The following is a 14,468-nucleotide window of genomic DNA, read 5'->3' as shown; positions in this document are numbered from 1 at the left end:
AGGAAAAAATTATGGCATCAACCATCGGCGCTAATGGGCTGAGTATTGTACATAAAGGCTCAGGCGGTGAAGCGAATGCGTCTGTGCCGGACGTCTGTTTGACCAAAGTAGGAAAGCCTGTCGTTCCTATTCCGTACGGCAATAACGCTAAATCCGCCGATTTGGTGGACGGCTCAACCAGTGTCACAGCCGATGGTGGCAACAGTATTGCCTTGCAAGGCAGTAAGTTCTCAAAAAGTACAGGTGATGCCGCTGGCGATAAAAAAGGCGTGAGTTCAGGAACCATTGAAGGAGAAGCGCAGTTTGTGACGTCTTCTTCGAATGTTCTTATCGAAGGAAAAGGAGTGGCGCGCCAGAGTGATCAAATGACCATGAACAATGGCAATACCATGTGTTTTGGCGTACAGAACCCATCTTTCTCGGTCGAAGAAGATCTTGAAGAGACCTTTATCATGGACGTTTGCGTGCGTCATCCAAATGGTCAAAGACTGGTGAATGCGCCATTTAAACTCAGTGATGAGCAAGGTTCGATGGTATATGAAGCCACTTTGGATGATAAAGGGCGCAGTGATGCCGACCCGCTCAAAGGTGGCAAGGTCAAACTGCTGGTCGAAGAGAGTCAAGACCCGTTTGTGGTGGCTCCGATTCGTCGCGATAACCCTCGCCATCTAGACAGCCAATCGGATGATGATTTTTTCAATATCGCTTCCAAAGGTCAGCGCGGCTTTTGGCAGCCAACCAGAATTGAGACCGTTGGCACGGCTTGGGGCAGTATTGGTCAAACGTTGAGTAGCGATCGCTATTTCCAAGACATGGTCAGTGCCGAGGTCATTCAGCACTTTACCCATTATCACCCAGATACAACATTCGATGTATCAAAGACCTGTGATGCACTCATTGGCAACCTTGATCAACCCTTGCCACATACCACCGAATCGCTGCTCGCTTATACCCTGCCTCAAGTATTAGAAGAAGGGGAACTACTGTCGGTACTGCTGAGGCTAGCCCCGCATGAGACCACTGACCGAATGCTGGCGTACATGCGTGCGCGAGGTAAAGGCAACCCACAAACCTATTTGGCTGACTACGATTGGCAAGCAGCAGAAAAGAGCATCAATAGTGAACTCGACGCGCTACTTAACAAGCTGAAAAGTCGGTTAACCTTCTTACGTGATGAAGCGAGTAAACTGCAATACGCTTACCTGTCTGAGGATGTGTTCGATAAACACATCGAGACGTTAAGCTCGTACATGAAGCAGCTGCCTGAACTTATTTCTGGCGTGTTCAGTAAAATGCAAACCAAAGCCAGCGAGCTTCTGGCGAACACTGACAACGTAAAGGTCATCAAAGCGGCAGACGACTTGCACTCGATTGAGAGTGAATCGATTGAAGCCGTTGTTAACACCACCAAAACCATCGACACGGTCGAGCCATTCATGAATGAAGTTGCGGGCGTGATTGAGAATGTCATTCCGATTTATCCGGTGCGTTATGGCTACGCGAATTTCTTTGACGAATTGATGCCAGCGCAAGCCCCGCCGAGCATGGCAGAAATGAGTAGCGCGACCGGGCTGAAAGACACTGGTGGCTATCTGCTTCGCCTTCTACGTGAGGGTTGGTTGTACATCAAAGAAGAGAGCGAAGAAGAAACCGCGCCTTTTCACATCTTCAAATATGCGCAAACCCAAACGCCGACCGGTGTGATTGAAAAGTTTGAGAAATACTATTTCACCAATGAAGAAAACGCTCAAGAGGGATTAACGCTCGATACCTCATCGGGTTCCACCTTCTATCCTTTTGCGTTTGTGACGCCAAAAGCGAAAAAGATTTCCATCGTTTACTCTGAGCACGAATGGTCTGCCGCCATCATTGATAACATGAACAACGATGAAGAGTTGCGCAAAAAGGCGATGCAGCAGGTGGATTTGACTGCGCAACAAACCGAGTTTAGTCAAGCGGCAACACAAGATAACCTCAGCGCCTTGGTGGAAGATTACCGCAATAACGATGAAAAGTGGTTGGCAGACAAAGACAGCGCGAAACCGACACCCAATGGCCTCGATTTGGCGACCATCACAGAAAGTTATCACCTTGCGGCTGAAGGCATTGTCGAAACCATGCAAAAAAGCCATAGCGAGCATAAAGATGGAGCTTTGGTGGCTTTGTTTGACCCAGTTGGTCGTCAAAAGGATCTAAGTTATGTCTTGTCATTCAATATTGCTGATGAGCAGGCGTATTACGCTAATAATGCCTACCCATTAACCATTGGTAAATTTGCTGACGCTTGTTTAAGTTCAGATGTCCCAATAATCAAAGAAGCCGCTGAAAATAACTTAGATAAAAAAGCTCTGAATGATTACCAAAAAGAGGCTGATGAGTATGAAAAAAAACAGGTGAGGAAGCGTCAACAGTTACTGGAACTCATAAATGAATACATGGTTGGTTCTCTTGCTATAGATGAAGTTGGCAGTTTGCTTGCTTACATCAAATATTTCTTTGAAGACGGCTCAGAACCATCACTGGAGCCCGAAGCTGAACTGAATAAAATACTCAATCTGACTGCAGATTTACTTGAAGGTGTCACAGCTTCAGAACAAGGCATCGATTTTATGGATAATTGGGTGGGACAAGGTTTCAGTTCTGAGCCAAATGAGATCGGCGTGGGCATCTTATTCAACACGGCGAAAATACTGTTTACCCAATGTCAGAGTGCCTTTCCTTGGGACGAGGCACCGACAAAATTAACATTAGCAATAGGCCCTTGGCTTGCAAGCGTCCACGCCCATTTAACCTATGGGCTTGAGAATGGGTTCAAAGAGACTCGGTTAAGTGCAAACCAAGGCTTGAAGCGTTTTGCGAGCGAAACACTCCCAGATATGATCGAAATACTTTATGGGGTTGCTCGCACTGGTGAAACTCTCGAATTTACAGTGGAAGAGCTAGAGAAAATTGTTCAAAACCTTGCCAAGAAAGGAAAGCTTGATGTTGCTCCGTACAAGTACGGAAAAAGAAAATTAAACTTCGGTAATAAGTTGTATGAGTGGGCCGACGATATTGCGGAGCATGCAAAATCAAGAGTTATCAAACTGGATGAAGTGAGAGTAACCAAAAAAGCACCAGCTGAGATAATAGAAATGGTAGAAAAAGCCCCCATCAAAACGTTATTGCATCTAGCAGGAGAAGCGTTAGACAAAGGCTTTGCTGCTTGGTCATTTTATGCCAACATCGATAGCATCCAAAGTATTCTATCTCAAAGTGACTATGAAAAAGCAGACCCCGTTAATGATGCTGGCTCAGCTCGGAGGCTCCTTGAATTGACTGGTTATATGGCGGCGATCAGCACAGACACCGCAACCTTGGCACAAGGGACATTAAAAATCACAAATAAAGCACTTCCTGCAATAAGCGCTCAGCTCTCGGCTAAAATTGGACCAAACCTGATTGCGTACGAGCAACGCTTAGGATCTGCGTTAGCTACTACTGCTATTAAGAGTCTTACGTTTGCCGCCAATGTGGCAATAGGAATTGCCAGCGGGCTTTCTGCATGGCGAAACTTCAATGCTGGAAATTTGGGTGCAAGCTACGGACAAACCATGGTTGCTGCAGCCAGTGCGTATTTCGCAGCGGCGGTCATTTTTCCAGTAATAGCCATCCCCCTTTTAGTCGTTATTTCATTCACAACTCTAATCGGCGGAACATTTCTTTCGACTTATTACTCTAAATCATCATTGAAAACTTACTGTTCAGTTGTTTTTGGGGGAAAAGTAAAACCTATCCATTCTGGATGGAATTTGCTGGCAGTGGTTCCACAATCAATCCAGAAGAAAAAGTGAAGTATTATCTTGATGTTAAAAATAAAGATTTAAAACCATACTTTGATGCTGCTCTACGTATTGAATCACAAGAGTTTTTTAATTATTTCTATATGCCGACACTAAACATTACAGACCGCAGTATTAAACCATACAATGGGCCGTCCAGAACAATGTTGACCTATGAGTTTGTTTTACCTGAATTTGTCAAAGGGGAGTCACAACTCTACGGTACGGTGTATACCGATTTGAAACAAAAGTCATACCCACTTTCGCAAAAATCAGAGCCAGATAAAGCTGCAACACAGACACTTGAACAAGCCGTTTCCGCCGCAATAAACAGCATGACAGAGGATGACTTTAAACAAGATGGTTTGCATTTGTTCGTGCATGTGGAATTTGAACAACCTGTCACTCTATTTTGGGTATATGAACCTAAAGTTGGACTGGTTGTGCCACAACGCTCATTAAGTGGCAATACAATAACAAACGCGAAATTCGTTGGCATGAAAGACGAACAACCAAACGAGACACCTTGGAGAAAATAGATGAAACGTCAGAAAATGGGGATATTTACCAAGTTTGCGCAGCCGTTCTCTAAGTGGTGGGCACAGTTTCGTGCAGAAGTGACCGTTGTCCCAATGGAAGATCCATTGGAACCTATCATGTCTGTCAATGATGATATATTGACCATCCGCACTGGATTTCATAATCGAAGGAATACAGTTGCATTGCCATGGTTGATCGCTTCAGTGTTTCTTACTTATGTTTGGTCTGATGCAATACCTGATTTAGATCAACAAAAGGAACATGCCATTTCAATGGTTGAATTCCTCCAAAATAAAAAAGCTCAAAGGGAAGAGTGGCTTCTCGAAGCTAAAAAAGAAAATAATGCAGAGGACGTGAAATATTATTTAGGTAGGGTGGAAGACTATGGCCAGTTGATTAAAAGTTACATGGTTTACGTAGAAAAGGATGGCGATCCAACTATATTTACCTATCTAGAGAGCCAGTATCTACAAGGGAATTTATCTAGTTCAGTGGCTAAGTTGCTAGGCTTTGTTTTTTACTTAACATTTACTTTGGTCTTTTTTGGTGTCGTCGTTATCAAACCCAAAGACGCGGAAATTTATTTTGACCGTCGTCGTGGCATTGTTTACACATGGCGTTGGGGACGCGTTGGAGCGGCTCGCTTTGAAGATATCGGAATTAAACAAAACATGATGGGGTTGAGTATCTATCTTCAGTTCGAGAACAAGAAGCAAGGTGGCTTCTGGCCCAGTGCTGTATGGGGAATCGATGCAGATAAGCTTATTTTCCACAAAGAAGAAGACCTCAGTTACCTACTGGCCCAATTGTTGGCTTTCATGGAAAATGGAAAAGAAGCCGTAATTACTGGCGAATCTTTTCAGCGCAAGCCTGCACGCTTTTTTCTATTTGATGATAAGAAGCCCAAGAACTTTGAGCAGCGATTAGAGCAAGTGCTTGAGGCAAGTCACAACTTAGTCGAGCTCTACGAAAAAAATGTTATTAAACCGTTAGCTATGTAAAGACATTTTTTGAGGCCTGATGGTGTGTGAGGAAATAAATGAATCGCGGCTCTAGAGGAATATTCACAACAAAAGCGCAACCTTTTTCAAAGTGGTGGGCGCTATTTCGAGCAGAAGTGATCGTTGTTCCGATGGAAGACTCACTCGAACCTTTTATGACGGTCAATGATAATCTGTTGACGTTAAGGACTGGCTATCATACTCGCCGCAATACCATTGTCGTGCCATGGATGCTGATGCTAACCGTATTAACCCTGTATTTTATCTACGCCTCCAGCTACGAATATGATTTTGAGTCTCACAAAGCTGGGGCTGCTCGTATGATTGATTTTCATCAAGAAAGGAGAGCTGATTACAATAAGTGGGCTCAGAGAGCCGAGAAGGAAGGAAATAAAGAAAAAGCGACTAAGTATAAACACTGGATTCTAGAGGAAAAAAAACAAATTCAAGGCTATAGCATCTATTTTGAGCAAGACGGTGATGTGACACTATTTACTCATATGAGAGCGCTTAAGCAACTAGGGAAATTAGATAGTTTTCTCTCGACGACAGGCTTCCTTGCACTCATGTGTGCTTTATCTTTAGGAGCTTGGTTGCTTTTCTTGCTGAAACCTCAAGACGCGGAAGTTTACTTTGATCGAAACAGACAAATTGTCTACTCGTGGCGACATGGAAGGGTTGGAGCGGCGTCATTTGACAAAATGGGGATATTAGAAAATCACCTTGGCTTAAATATCGTATTGCAGTTTGAGAACAAAAAACAAACGGGCTACCGACCGATGGGGATCGTGGGTATTGATATCGGTAAACTTTCTTTTCACCGAGAAGGCGATATGACTTATCCATTAGCTCAAATATTAGCATTTATGGAGCATGGCAAAGAGGCGGTGATTACAGGTGAGTCATTTACAAGGGAGCCAGCAAAATACTTCTTACGCAAGGATAAAAAGCCGGATAACTTTGAACAGCGTGTTGAAGCGGCCCTCGCAGCTCAAGATGATCTCGTTTCCCACTACCAAACGAATCGGGTAAAAGGTCATGCGATTTGAGGTTTGAGAATAATCTCGTTAAGGTAAGTTAGTGCGGTAGGACTAACTTACCTCCCCCCCAGAAAATCACATATGCATTCACAATATGTAAATACATAATCGCAATTAATATTGTGAACACATGTGGCGTTTATAGACAATAGCCACATGTGTCGTCATGCTCGAAAACAATAAAGGGGCAGAAACGTGTTACGCATACGTCCCTAGCCCCATTATACTTGAGCGTGAGTGCAGGCTACTTGATTGGTATCACAACCGAATTTTCATCTAACAGCTCTTGTTGGAGCTCAAACACCCTAAATCGGAGCCTGGCGTTCTCAGCCTCTAACTGCTTTCGGGCCTCAATTGCATTGTTTCGTTGCACCCTGTATTTATCTTTGAGCTCATTAGCTTTCTTCAACTGATGTTTTAGCCCATCAACCTCAGACAAAGGAACGTCTAGCTCAATATCTAAACCTGTTGTCATCGCCTTATCACGATTTAGGTTGTACTCGTCGATAACAGGTTTGGCGTAGGCCACGAACTCTTTGAACTTATGGACATAGCTATTGCCAAGCAGGGCTTCATTATTGATTCGGTTCAACGTTAGGTTGCTCTATACTCCACTTTCATGACCACACCGCCTTAATATCATCATTGAAGCTATCAAATCGGATGCTGTGCTTGACCAACGTTGGTTCAATAGACTTAATCTTCTTTTTTCTGGCATCAAGAATCAATTCATTGGCATAATCACCCATATCATTGATTGCCCGAAATGAAGCAATGAGGTTGTCTCGCTCCCTCGACAGCCTTTTGGCCGCCCTATCAGTGACAACCTTATGCTCACAGGGGGCTTCAACAATATCCATTAAAGAGCAAAGGCGCTCACAATTACGGTTGGTGCAATACCCCCCTGTAGGAAGTAACACAATAGATTTGTCACCAGACCTTACCAATGCAAGCAATTCACTTCGGGACATAACTATTTCTTCACCCTGTGCTAGCCGCTCTGCTCTATTCTTTGCTAACAGCTCTGGTCGTTCCTTAGCTATACGCTCACCCTCTGCGCCGCTGAGCGTATCAGATACATTGTAAATATCATCCCATGCGTCGACCGCAGAACTTTCAATGGCTTCATCAAATTCACTCATTAACTTTGTATCCATCAGCAGTTGGTTGGTACGCGCCAGTTCAGAATAGTTCGCATACCAGTTGGACATATTAATATTGCGGTGCTTAAGCTGGTATTTTACTGTGAGTGCGTTGCCCAGCCGGTTTTTCACCATAAAGACCACAAAACTCCGCCGTAAATCATGAGGGCTAAGCCTTGGTAAACCGCCTCCAACCTTTAAACTCCCTGCTCGCTCTGGGTTTAACAGGTCGAACTCGTCAACGTCTTCGGCGGTCGCAGTAATGTTGAACTCTTTCATGTTCAATGCATCATCAGCACCATCAACCTTGTACTTTAACGATGTTTTATTTATGAGCACGTCACTGTCATAAGGGATATCGGGAGAAATAAAGGCACTCTCAAGGTCTTGTTTCTTTGCGTTGTATTGGTCTAAGGTTAGCTGACCATTTTGATAGCCGTCATCCAGTCGTTCTAAACTATATTTCCTCGCGGCTTGCGTGGCGTCAAAAGCGAGCTCCAGTGCCAGCTTTGCGACAGGAGCTGTATTCCACGTTGTATAAATCTTTTCGCCCTTATTTCCCTTTGTCGAAAACGCTGAGACCTTGGGCACAGCAGCTAATGTATCGTCATAGCTCTCTTTGTTCATGGAGAGCAGCTCTTCCTTTCGGGCAGCGGAGAACAAACCCACACAGATAAAGCACATTCTGAGCAATATGCCTAACCAATTCCCACGTCTGTAAAATGAGAAGTTAGGAATGGCTTTTCGTTCAGACCACTTGCTTATTTTGCGGGACATCCTCATTCGGAGTGTTTTCATTTGCCTCTCGTTAAGGGTACTCACATCAAGCGCTTTAAGCTCAGCGTTGAGCATCTCATCCTGATAGATGTAAAGCTTTTCCATCGCCGCTGAAATTTGGTGGCGATAAGGGTGATAGGTTTCAACAAACTCAACAACTGTTTTTAATATACTGACATGAATCGCTTCAGGAAACGCAATTGCCTGACCTTGACCAGTATCAGGTTTAACCCACTGGATAAACTCTCGTTTGTGGACATAGCGCGTTACAAAGCCCGCTTTATTCAGTGCATTAATCGTAGACGCAATGCCTTGGCACCCAACTTCACCGCCAAACCCATCTGATGCTTTAGTGCACTTTTTCCACTCTCGCTCGCTCGAAAGCAAACTGAAATCACTTTTTCCCCAGCGTGTTGCGATGGTGTTTAATCTACCCCTAGTCCTTATCAGTGAGCTAACAGCCGCATGGGAGTTAGAGTTTGATGTTTCCTTTTGCCATTGTATCAACCCATAAAGGTAAGACTGAATATCGTGGCGGTACTTCTCATCAATACGCCCAAAAGAGATTGTTTTATCTTTCTGGTTCAGGCCGTGAAAATCCCACTCTACATCAAAGACGCGTGACACCCCTTCTCCGTCAGAGTCAAACGTCACATACGGGTTTTCAGCGAGTTCTTGGCGAAGCTGTATAAGCTGTTTAGACATAAATTACCCCTTAAAGAATTGGCTTGCACTGGCTCGGTCTTGATAAAGTGGGTGGTAGTCGCCATCATCCACCTTTTGTTTTGCTTGAGCGTAGTTTTGGGGTGCTTTTTGTTTCAGCCTAAGAAGGACTTTTTTCAACATCCCCTCCACCACAAAATACTCATCTTTCGGTGCGGAATTGCTGGCCACCATCTCTTTGAGGTCTTCGATTTGTTCTAAAAATGACAGCATTAACCAGATATCATTTTCTGACGCCACCAATTTATGGCTGTCACAATCAAAACAAGCAAGAAAATCCGTGCAACGTCCGGTATCTTGCGAAAAATCAATCCCCAACTGCTTCATGCGCCTTGCTTCTACAACAAGTCTCTCTGGTGTTGGTCCTGCGCATTTTATACCACTGGGTGTGGTCATTAATGGCTGCTCTTGGCTTTCACGGGTACGTAATTTTTTAGCATCATAATCAGACAAAATATCGCTGTGCATTACCTTGGAGTCATCAATGGCTTTTCCAACCGCCTCACCCTTGGCGATAGCACTTAACGCGCCAAACGTAGCATTGAGGTTATTATCATGGTCTGCCTGAACGCCGCTAGAGTAGCGTTTTGCGACAACATTCACGGTATTATTCAGCCCCTGTGACACAAGGAAGATATCTTCAGTCACCCGCATCAGTACATCGGATTTTGTCGCCCTGAATCGGCTTGTATTAACCCTTAATCCTGTTATCTTCTCAAGTTGATTATTGATGTAGACAATATTTGAACCGTGGGTATTGAATGTCCAAACCTCACCGCTGCCCGTAAAAAAAGGGCAAAGCGGCAGCTCGTTTGACAGCGGAATACCCAGTGACTGGTACATCGCTTTAGAGGTTTTTAGCCATCGGGTAATCAACTCTTTAGTTCGCTGGCTAAAGCCAGCGCTATTATCCAAACTTTTATAGCCTGCCCTAAACTTTTCACCGTCAAAAACAAAACGCCCACTGCCAATATTTTTAAATGAAACGTCCTTGTGACGCACATTAGCAAGCACTGATATATTCATACCTGTCAGCATTGAGAATACGAAAAACCAATTGCGTGATGCCTGATTATAGAAAACCTGTCGATGTAGGCGTTCAAATGGAAGCGGGCTGATCTTTATTGTCCTAGGTCGAGGTTTCATGCACGTTTTGAAGCCTATTTTCTTGTCTACACTTTGCCTTAATGTCCATCCAAGGCGCTTTGCTTGTTCATCAAACAGATCTTCATCAAAGAACGGATGAATATCTAGCAACTCATTTTTCTCAATCGCTTCCTGAAAGGCCTGTGCGCCTTTAACCAACACCTTTGATAATGGTTTCAGCTCTGTTTCCACATGGAACGCTTTGTTCGCAGCCGGAGGGTGTCTTGCAACCTCAGGCAGCGTCTTAAGGTCAGACTCTCTATTCCATAGCCTTAATAGGAAAGATAAGCTGGCTTTAATATTCGAAGCCTTTGATACCTGCCCACCTTTTTCGCGTAATTTATTGAAGTGCTCTAAGCAATCAATCATGACTGCATTACTGAAAAGGTCACCGTTGTAACCAATGCCATCAAGATATTGGAAGTAGCTTACAAGCCCAGTAAAATAACTCTTCTTTGATAGTTTTTCAGGTAAGGAGGCTAGCCTTTGGTGAATGTCCCTGACGATATCATCCCGATTCGCCAACACGCCCTTCCCTGACTTTATTTGTTTTACTGTCGGGACATTGCGGTAGCGTAGGCGGTGAGTGTAGGCTTTTATTCCATTGCCACAATCTAAAACCATATCTTCAAAACGAAGTGGGATGACAGGTGCGTTGGTCTTCTTTGTTGTAATTTTGGTACGCTTACGTCCTTGATTCATAATGCCACCTCCAAATCATCAAAAGCACCAATATAGTCCAGTACGTCTTCATAGATTTCATCGGCAGAGGGCATATCCTGTGCTATTTTCAGGTATTCCATGGTCGTTGCTCTATCTTCATGGCCTAGCAGCGCTGATACCCTGTCCAATGCTTCATCAGGTGTGATTGATGGGTTGCCATACTCATTTTTTTTATTTAGGAGGTGACGGAAAATATTTACGGCAAATGTTGAGCGTAAATTGTGTAGGGAACCGACAATAGGCTGGTCAAGGCCTTGGGTTAGGTTTGCGGTGTTACGTATTTCCACCCAACGTCCAGTGAAGTCTTGTAGTCGGGTAAACATGGGTTTCCCGGACTGGGTAATAAACAGGTATTCCAGCTCAGGGTTGATTGCATCATCACCCTCAAAGTAATGCGTATTACCTGATTCAGCCTGCTCCTTGCACCATGCTTTGAACTTCTCAAAGCGCTTTTGATACCTGTCAGACTGCGAGTAATCGTAAAGCATCTTCATCAATGTGGCGGGGATAATAGTAATGCGGCTTTTATTTTTCTCTGCAAAGCCCTCAGCAGTCTTTGTGAGTGATTGGTACTTATCGCCGACACCCAAATCCATCACAGGCTTTTTAAACACCACTTTGCCACCCTGAATCATGGTTTCAGGGTTAACAATCTGCCCCAAATGAAGGCTCGCAGCCTCCTCACGCCGCAATCCAGTATTGCGGCAAATCATTGGGTGCAGGCAAAACTCAATCGGCAGTGAGTGCAGTTTATTATTGTCACCATGACGAACCACTCTGCGGGATTTCATTAATATGGTTTGTAGGATTTTCCATTCATTATTGGTGAATGGTTTCAGGTCACGGCGTAGATTGCTGAGATTTGTGCCGCCACTGCGAGACGACTTAGCAAACTTAATCCGCATATCCGTCGTGTGCACCTGCTTACGTTGGTAAGCTTTCATACTAGATGCAGACGCCTCGTAATGGATGTTCACTGTCTCGAACTGGAAAGGAGGATTATTAAAGCGTATGCCTTGACGCAGACAGTGTTTATAGAAGCCAACAACACTACTCATATATTGCCTAGCTGTTGTTTTAGCCAATACACCATCAATAGCGAGCTGCTTTATTCCATCTCGATATTGATAGGTTAACCGCTCTTGTTTGTTGCGAGGAAAAGCACTCCATTCTGGGCGGGGGTCATCATAGAGAGGGTCAAAGTCCTCCTGATCGTATTCAGCATCCCACTCAGCTTGTTTGTCCAATACGAAGCTGAAGTAATGGGCAAGCCCCTGTGCATCAGTACCAAGCTCAAGCACACCATCATCGATTGCTTTCGACAATAAGAATTCATTGACCATGTCTAATGGCTGGTAGCTAATTAGGTTGTCTTTGTCGTCATACCCACCGACATAGAGTAAGGGAAGTTTCTTGATGGGGATCTTATTGCCATTGGCACGGTAGATAACCTGGGGTTCGCCATTCTCATCAATGGATACCAATGGTTTCTCGTAAACGAAGTTAGGGATAGGTGAAATTTCTACCGCTTTTCGTATGACACTTTTCTGAATTTCATCGTTATCTGACATACCAAACCTCAAGCTGTACATACGACCAGTACATGCAGCATTCTCAACTTTTAAAGTTAATTGTGAGGTTTTAGTCTATCAGGTAAGTTTTGAATGTGATCTTCCCAGTCCACCACATCGATTTCATACACCACTTTGTTTCGTACACTTTCCCCTGCTGCGTGCATGGCAGACTTAGAGCCAGTGATTAATGGGTGCCACTCTGGCAGTGGTTGGTTTTCTGCCAGCAAGCGGTATGCACAAGTGTGTGGCAGCCAAGTAAAATCATCAATATCTTCACGCGTTAGCTTGGTGCACTCTTCGCCTGAAGTGAAACGGTTCGGGTAGTCTTTACACGAACAAGTTTTGCTGTTCAGCCAACTACACGCTACGTTGGTGTAGTAGATTTCATCCGTATCTTCATCCATTAGCTTGTGCAGACAACATTTGCCACACCCATCACAGAGAGATTCCCATTCTTCTTCTGTCATGTTCTCTAACGATTTACTTTGCCAAAATGGAGTGCTCATACGCTTACTACTTATTTCTCGAATGGGAATGAATTGGGTGCGTTTTATACCCCTCTGACAACAAAAGTTCAAGTTTTGCCGAATTCCACCCCGTAATACGAACTATTATCAACGTTTGTCCTGCTTCATCAGCAAGGTCACTCAACACTGATATTTTTACTAATAGTGATTCCTATCCTATGGTTTTAGCTCATAGTGTGAATAAAGGAATCAATATTATGAAACTCGCAATGATCACCATTATCTCTCTTGTTTCGTTCGGAGCTGCGGCGAGTACCGATACAGAACTTTGTCAGCAATACGGCAAGGATATCGCCTCTAATGTTCAAGAAGGTCAAGCAACGTTTCTAAAAGAAATGACCGCTCGTACCGAGGCTGGAACGTGGGGTTTAAGCATGCAAGAGTGCAACCGTTATATCCAACAAGCTAAACGCGATCAGAATTTTGAAGTCGCAGCTTTACTTAATGATGAGTAAAAAGGGCTAAGTTTGTTGATGTGAATTCACGCACGCCTCTTCCAATCTGGCGAGAAATGTCCATAATGCCCCCTTCATTTTTACGAGGGCTTTTAGATGGATTGTCGATTAGGTTGTGGGGCGTGCTGTATTGCACCGAGTATCTCTTCCCCTATTCCGGGCATGCCAAACGGCAAACCAGCAGGTGAACGTTGCATTCAACTGAATGACGATAACCTGTGCAAGCTGTTCGGAAAACCAGAACGCCCAAAAGTTTGCCACGACTTCAAACCGTGTCCGATCGTGTGTGGCAAAACTAATCAGGAAGCTTTGAACAACATTACCGAGCTAGAACAGCTCACTTAATCGTTACCCAATTCCCTTAGGTAAAGGTAGATCGTATCACGCGAGATACCTAGGTGGTTTGCCACCATCAATACCGCATCTTTGTATTTAAAAATCCCCAAACCTTGTAAGCGTGTCACCAACTCTCGGTTGCGTTTGGAAGGTGTGATTGCCTCATTCGTCCATACTTCTGACTGAACGGTTTCGATCGTACTAATGATGGTTTCGTCGATGTTGCGTGCAAACGTTTCTGGCGAGCTCGCTCCCGTGCAACAAGGGTTCTGCTGCTGCGGTAAGATTGAACGCAAGAAGTCCTGCATCGGCACATCCATATCCACGTTAATACAAAGTAGACCGATAGGCTTGTTTTTTGGGTTACGAACGATGGTGGTAATCGAGTGCAAGGTCTTTCCGCTCGCGGTTTTAGTCAGATACGAGTCTGACACGTCCTTGCCCTCAAGTAGCTTCATTCTTGCTAAGTTGGTAATTGGAGCACCTTCTCCACGTTCTGTAACATGGCCATTGGCAATTTTGATGATTTCTGGTGCTTCTGCATCAAGACTGTGAAGAACGACTTCAGTATGTTCACCGTACATACGAGCAATGCCATCGACGACATTCTTCATCGAATTCAAAATATCTAAATCACTTTTGGTGAGTTTCTTAAGCTGCAAT

Annotated in this window: 11 protein-coding genes and 1 pseudogene; 6 read left to right on the top strand and 6 right to left on the bottom strand. The window is 44.2% G+C overall.

Annotated features, from left to right (window positions below; all coding sequences use genetic code 11):
* Positions 1 to 11 precede the first annotated feature (11 nt).
* Genes KJB05_RS05425 through KJB05_RS05415 form a run of 4 tightly spaced genes read left to right on the top strand, consistent with a single transcriptional unit; the run spans position 12 to position 6,411 of the window.
* Positions 12 to 3,833 (top strand): PAAR-like domain-containing protein, encoded by a 3,822-nt coding sequence (locus tag KJB05_RS05425; protein ID WP_244868315.1) that lies wholly within the window; start codon positions 12 to 14, stop codon positions 3,831 to 3,833.
* Positions 3,830 to 4,360, top strand: coding sequence for a hypothetical protein (locus KJB05_RS28510; protein WP_244868314.1), 531 nt, complete (start codon positions 3,830 to 3,832; stop codon positions 4,358 to 4,360). The genes KJB05_RS05425 and KJB05_RS28510 overlap by 4 nt, the downstream gene beginning before the upstream one ends.
* Positions 4,361 to 5,362: a hypothetical protein gene (locus KJB05_RS05420; protein ID WP_208444950.1), complete on the top strand. Its 1,002-nt coding sequence runs from the start codon at positions 4,361 to 4,363 to the stop codon at positions 5,360 to 5,362.
* Between the two features lie 38 nt (positions 5,363 to 5,400).
* Positions 5,401 to 6,411 carry a hypothetical protein gene (locus KJB05_RS05415; RefSeq protein WP_208444951.1) on the top strand — a complete coding sequence of 337 codons (1,011 nt, stop codon included), beginning with the start codon at positions 5,401 to 5,403 and terminating at the stop codon, positions 6,409 to 6,411.
* A 235-nt stretch (positions 6,412 to 6,646) separates the two neighbouring features.
* On the opposite strand, the pseudogene KJB05_RS05410 reads toward KJB05_RS05415, so the two are convergent.
* The 5 genes and pseudogenes from KJB05_RS05410 to KJB05_RS05390 form a co-directional block, all read right to left on the bottom strand.
* Positions 6,647 to 7,000: pseudogene (locus tag KJB05_RS05410) on the bottom strand (hypothetical protein); the annotation flags it as partial.
* A 19-nt stretch (positions 7,001 to 7,019) separates the two neighbouring features.
* Positions 7,020 to 9,026, bottom strand: a complete 2,007-nt coding sequence (locus tag KJB05_RS05405) for a hypothetical protein (protein WP_208444952.1) — start codon at positions 9,024 to 9,026, stop codon at positions 7,020 to 7,022.
* A 3-nt stretch (positions 9,027 to 9,029) separates the two neighbouring features.
* Positions 9,030 to 10,892 (bottom strand): hypothetical protein, encoded by a 1,863-nt coding sequence (locus KJB05_RS05400; protein ID WP_208444953.1) that lies wholly within the window; start codon positions 10,890 to 10,892, stop codon positions 9,030 to 9,032.
* A complete protein-coding gene (locus KJB05_RS05395) occupies positions 10,889 to 12,484 on the bottom strand; it encodes a site-specific integrase (protein ID WP_208444954.1) in 1,596 nt (531 codons plus the stop codon). The genes KJB05_RS05400 and KJB05_RS05395 overlap by 4 nt, the downstream gene beginning before the upstream one ends.
* A 56-nt stretch (positions 12,485 to 12,540) precedes the next feature.
* Complete coding sequence (locus tag KJB05_RS05390) at positions 12,541 to 12,993, bottom strand: YcgN family cysteine cluster protein (protein ID WP_020195710.1); 453 nt, start codon at positions 12,991 to 12,993, stop codon at positions 12,541 to 12,543.
* A 218-nt stretch (positions 12,994 to 13,211) separates the two neighbouring features.
* Between KJB05_RS05390 and KJB05_RS05385 the strand changes: the two genes are divergently transcribed.
* A complete protein-coding gene (locus tag KJB05_RS05385; protein ID WP_208444955.1) occupies positions 13,212 to 13,469 on the top strand; it encodes a hypothetical protein in 258 nt (85 codons plus the stop codon).
* 96 nt (positions 13,470 to 13,565) lie between these two features.
* Entirely contained in the window at positions 13,566 to 13,814 is a 249-nt protein-coding gene (locus tag KJB05_RS05380) for a YkgJ family cysteine cluster protein (protein WP_027726651.1), read from the top strand.
* On the opposite strand, the gene KJB05_RS05375 is transcribed toward KJB05_RS05380, so the two are convergent.
* Complete coding sequence (locus tag KJB05_RS05375) at positions 13,811 to 14,467, bottom strand: PAS domain-containing protein (protein WP_009707329.1); 657 nt, start codon at positions 14,465 to 14,467, stop codon at positions 13,811 to 13,813. The two genes, KJB05_RS05380 and KJB05_RS05375, sit on opposite strands and share 4 nt — an antisense overlap.
* Position 14,468: the final 1 nt, after the last annotated feature.

The sequence above is a fragment of the Vibrio sp. B1ASS3 genome, from assembly GCF_905175355.1.
Classification (GTDB): Bacteria; Pseudomonadota; Gammaproteobacteria; order Enterobacterales; family Vibrionaceae; genus Vibrio; species Vibrio owensii.
Note: the sequence above shows the minus strand (reverse complement) of the source record. Positions and strands in the feature narration are given on the sequence as shown.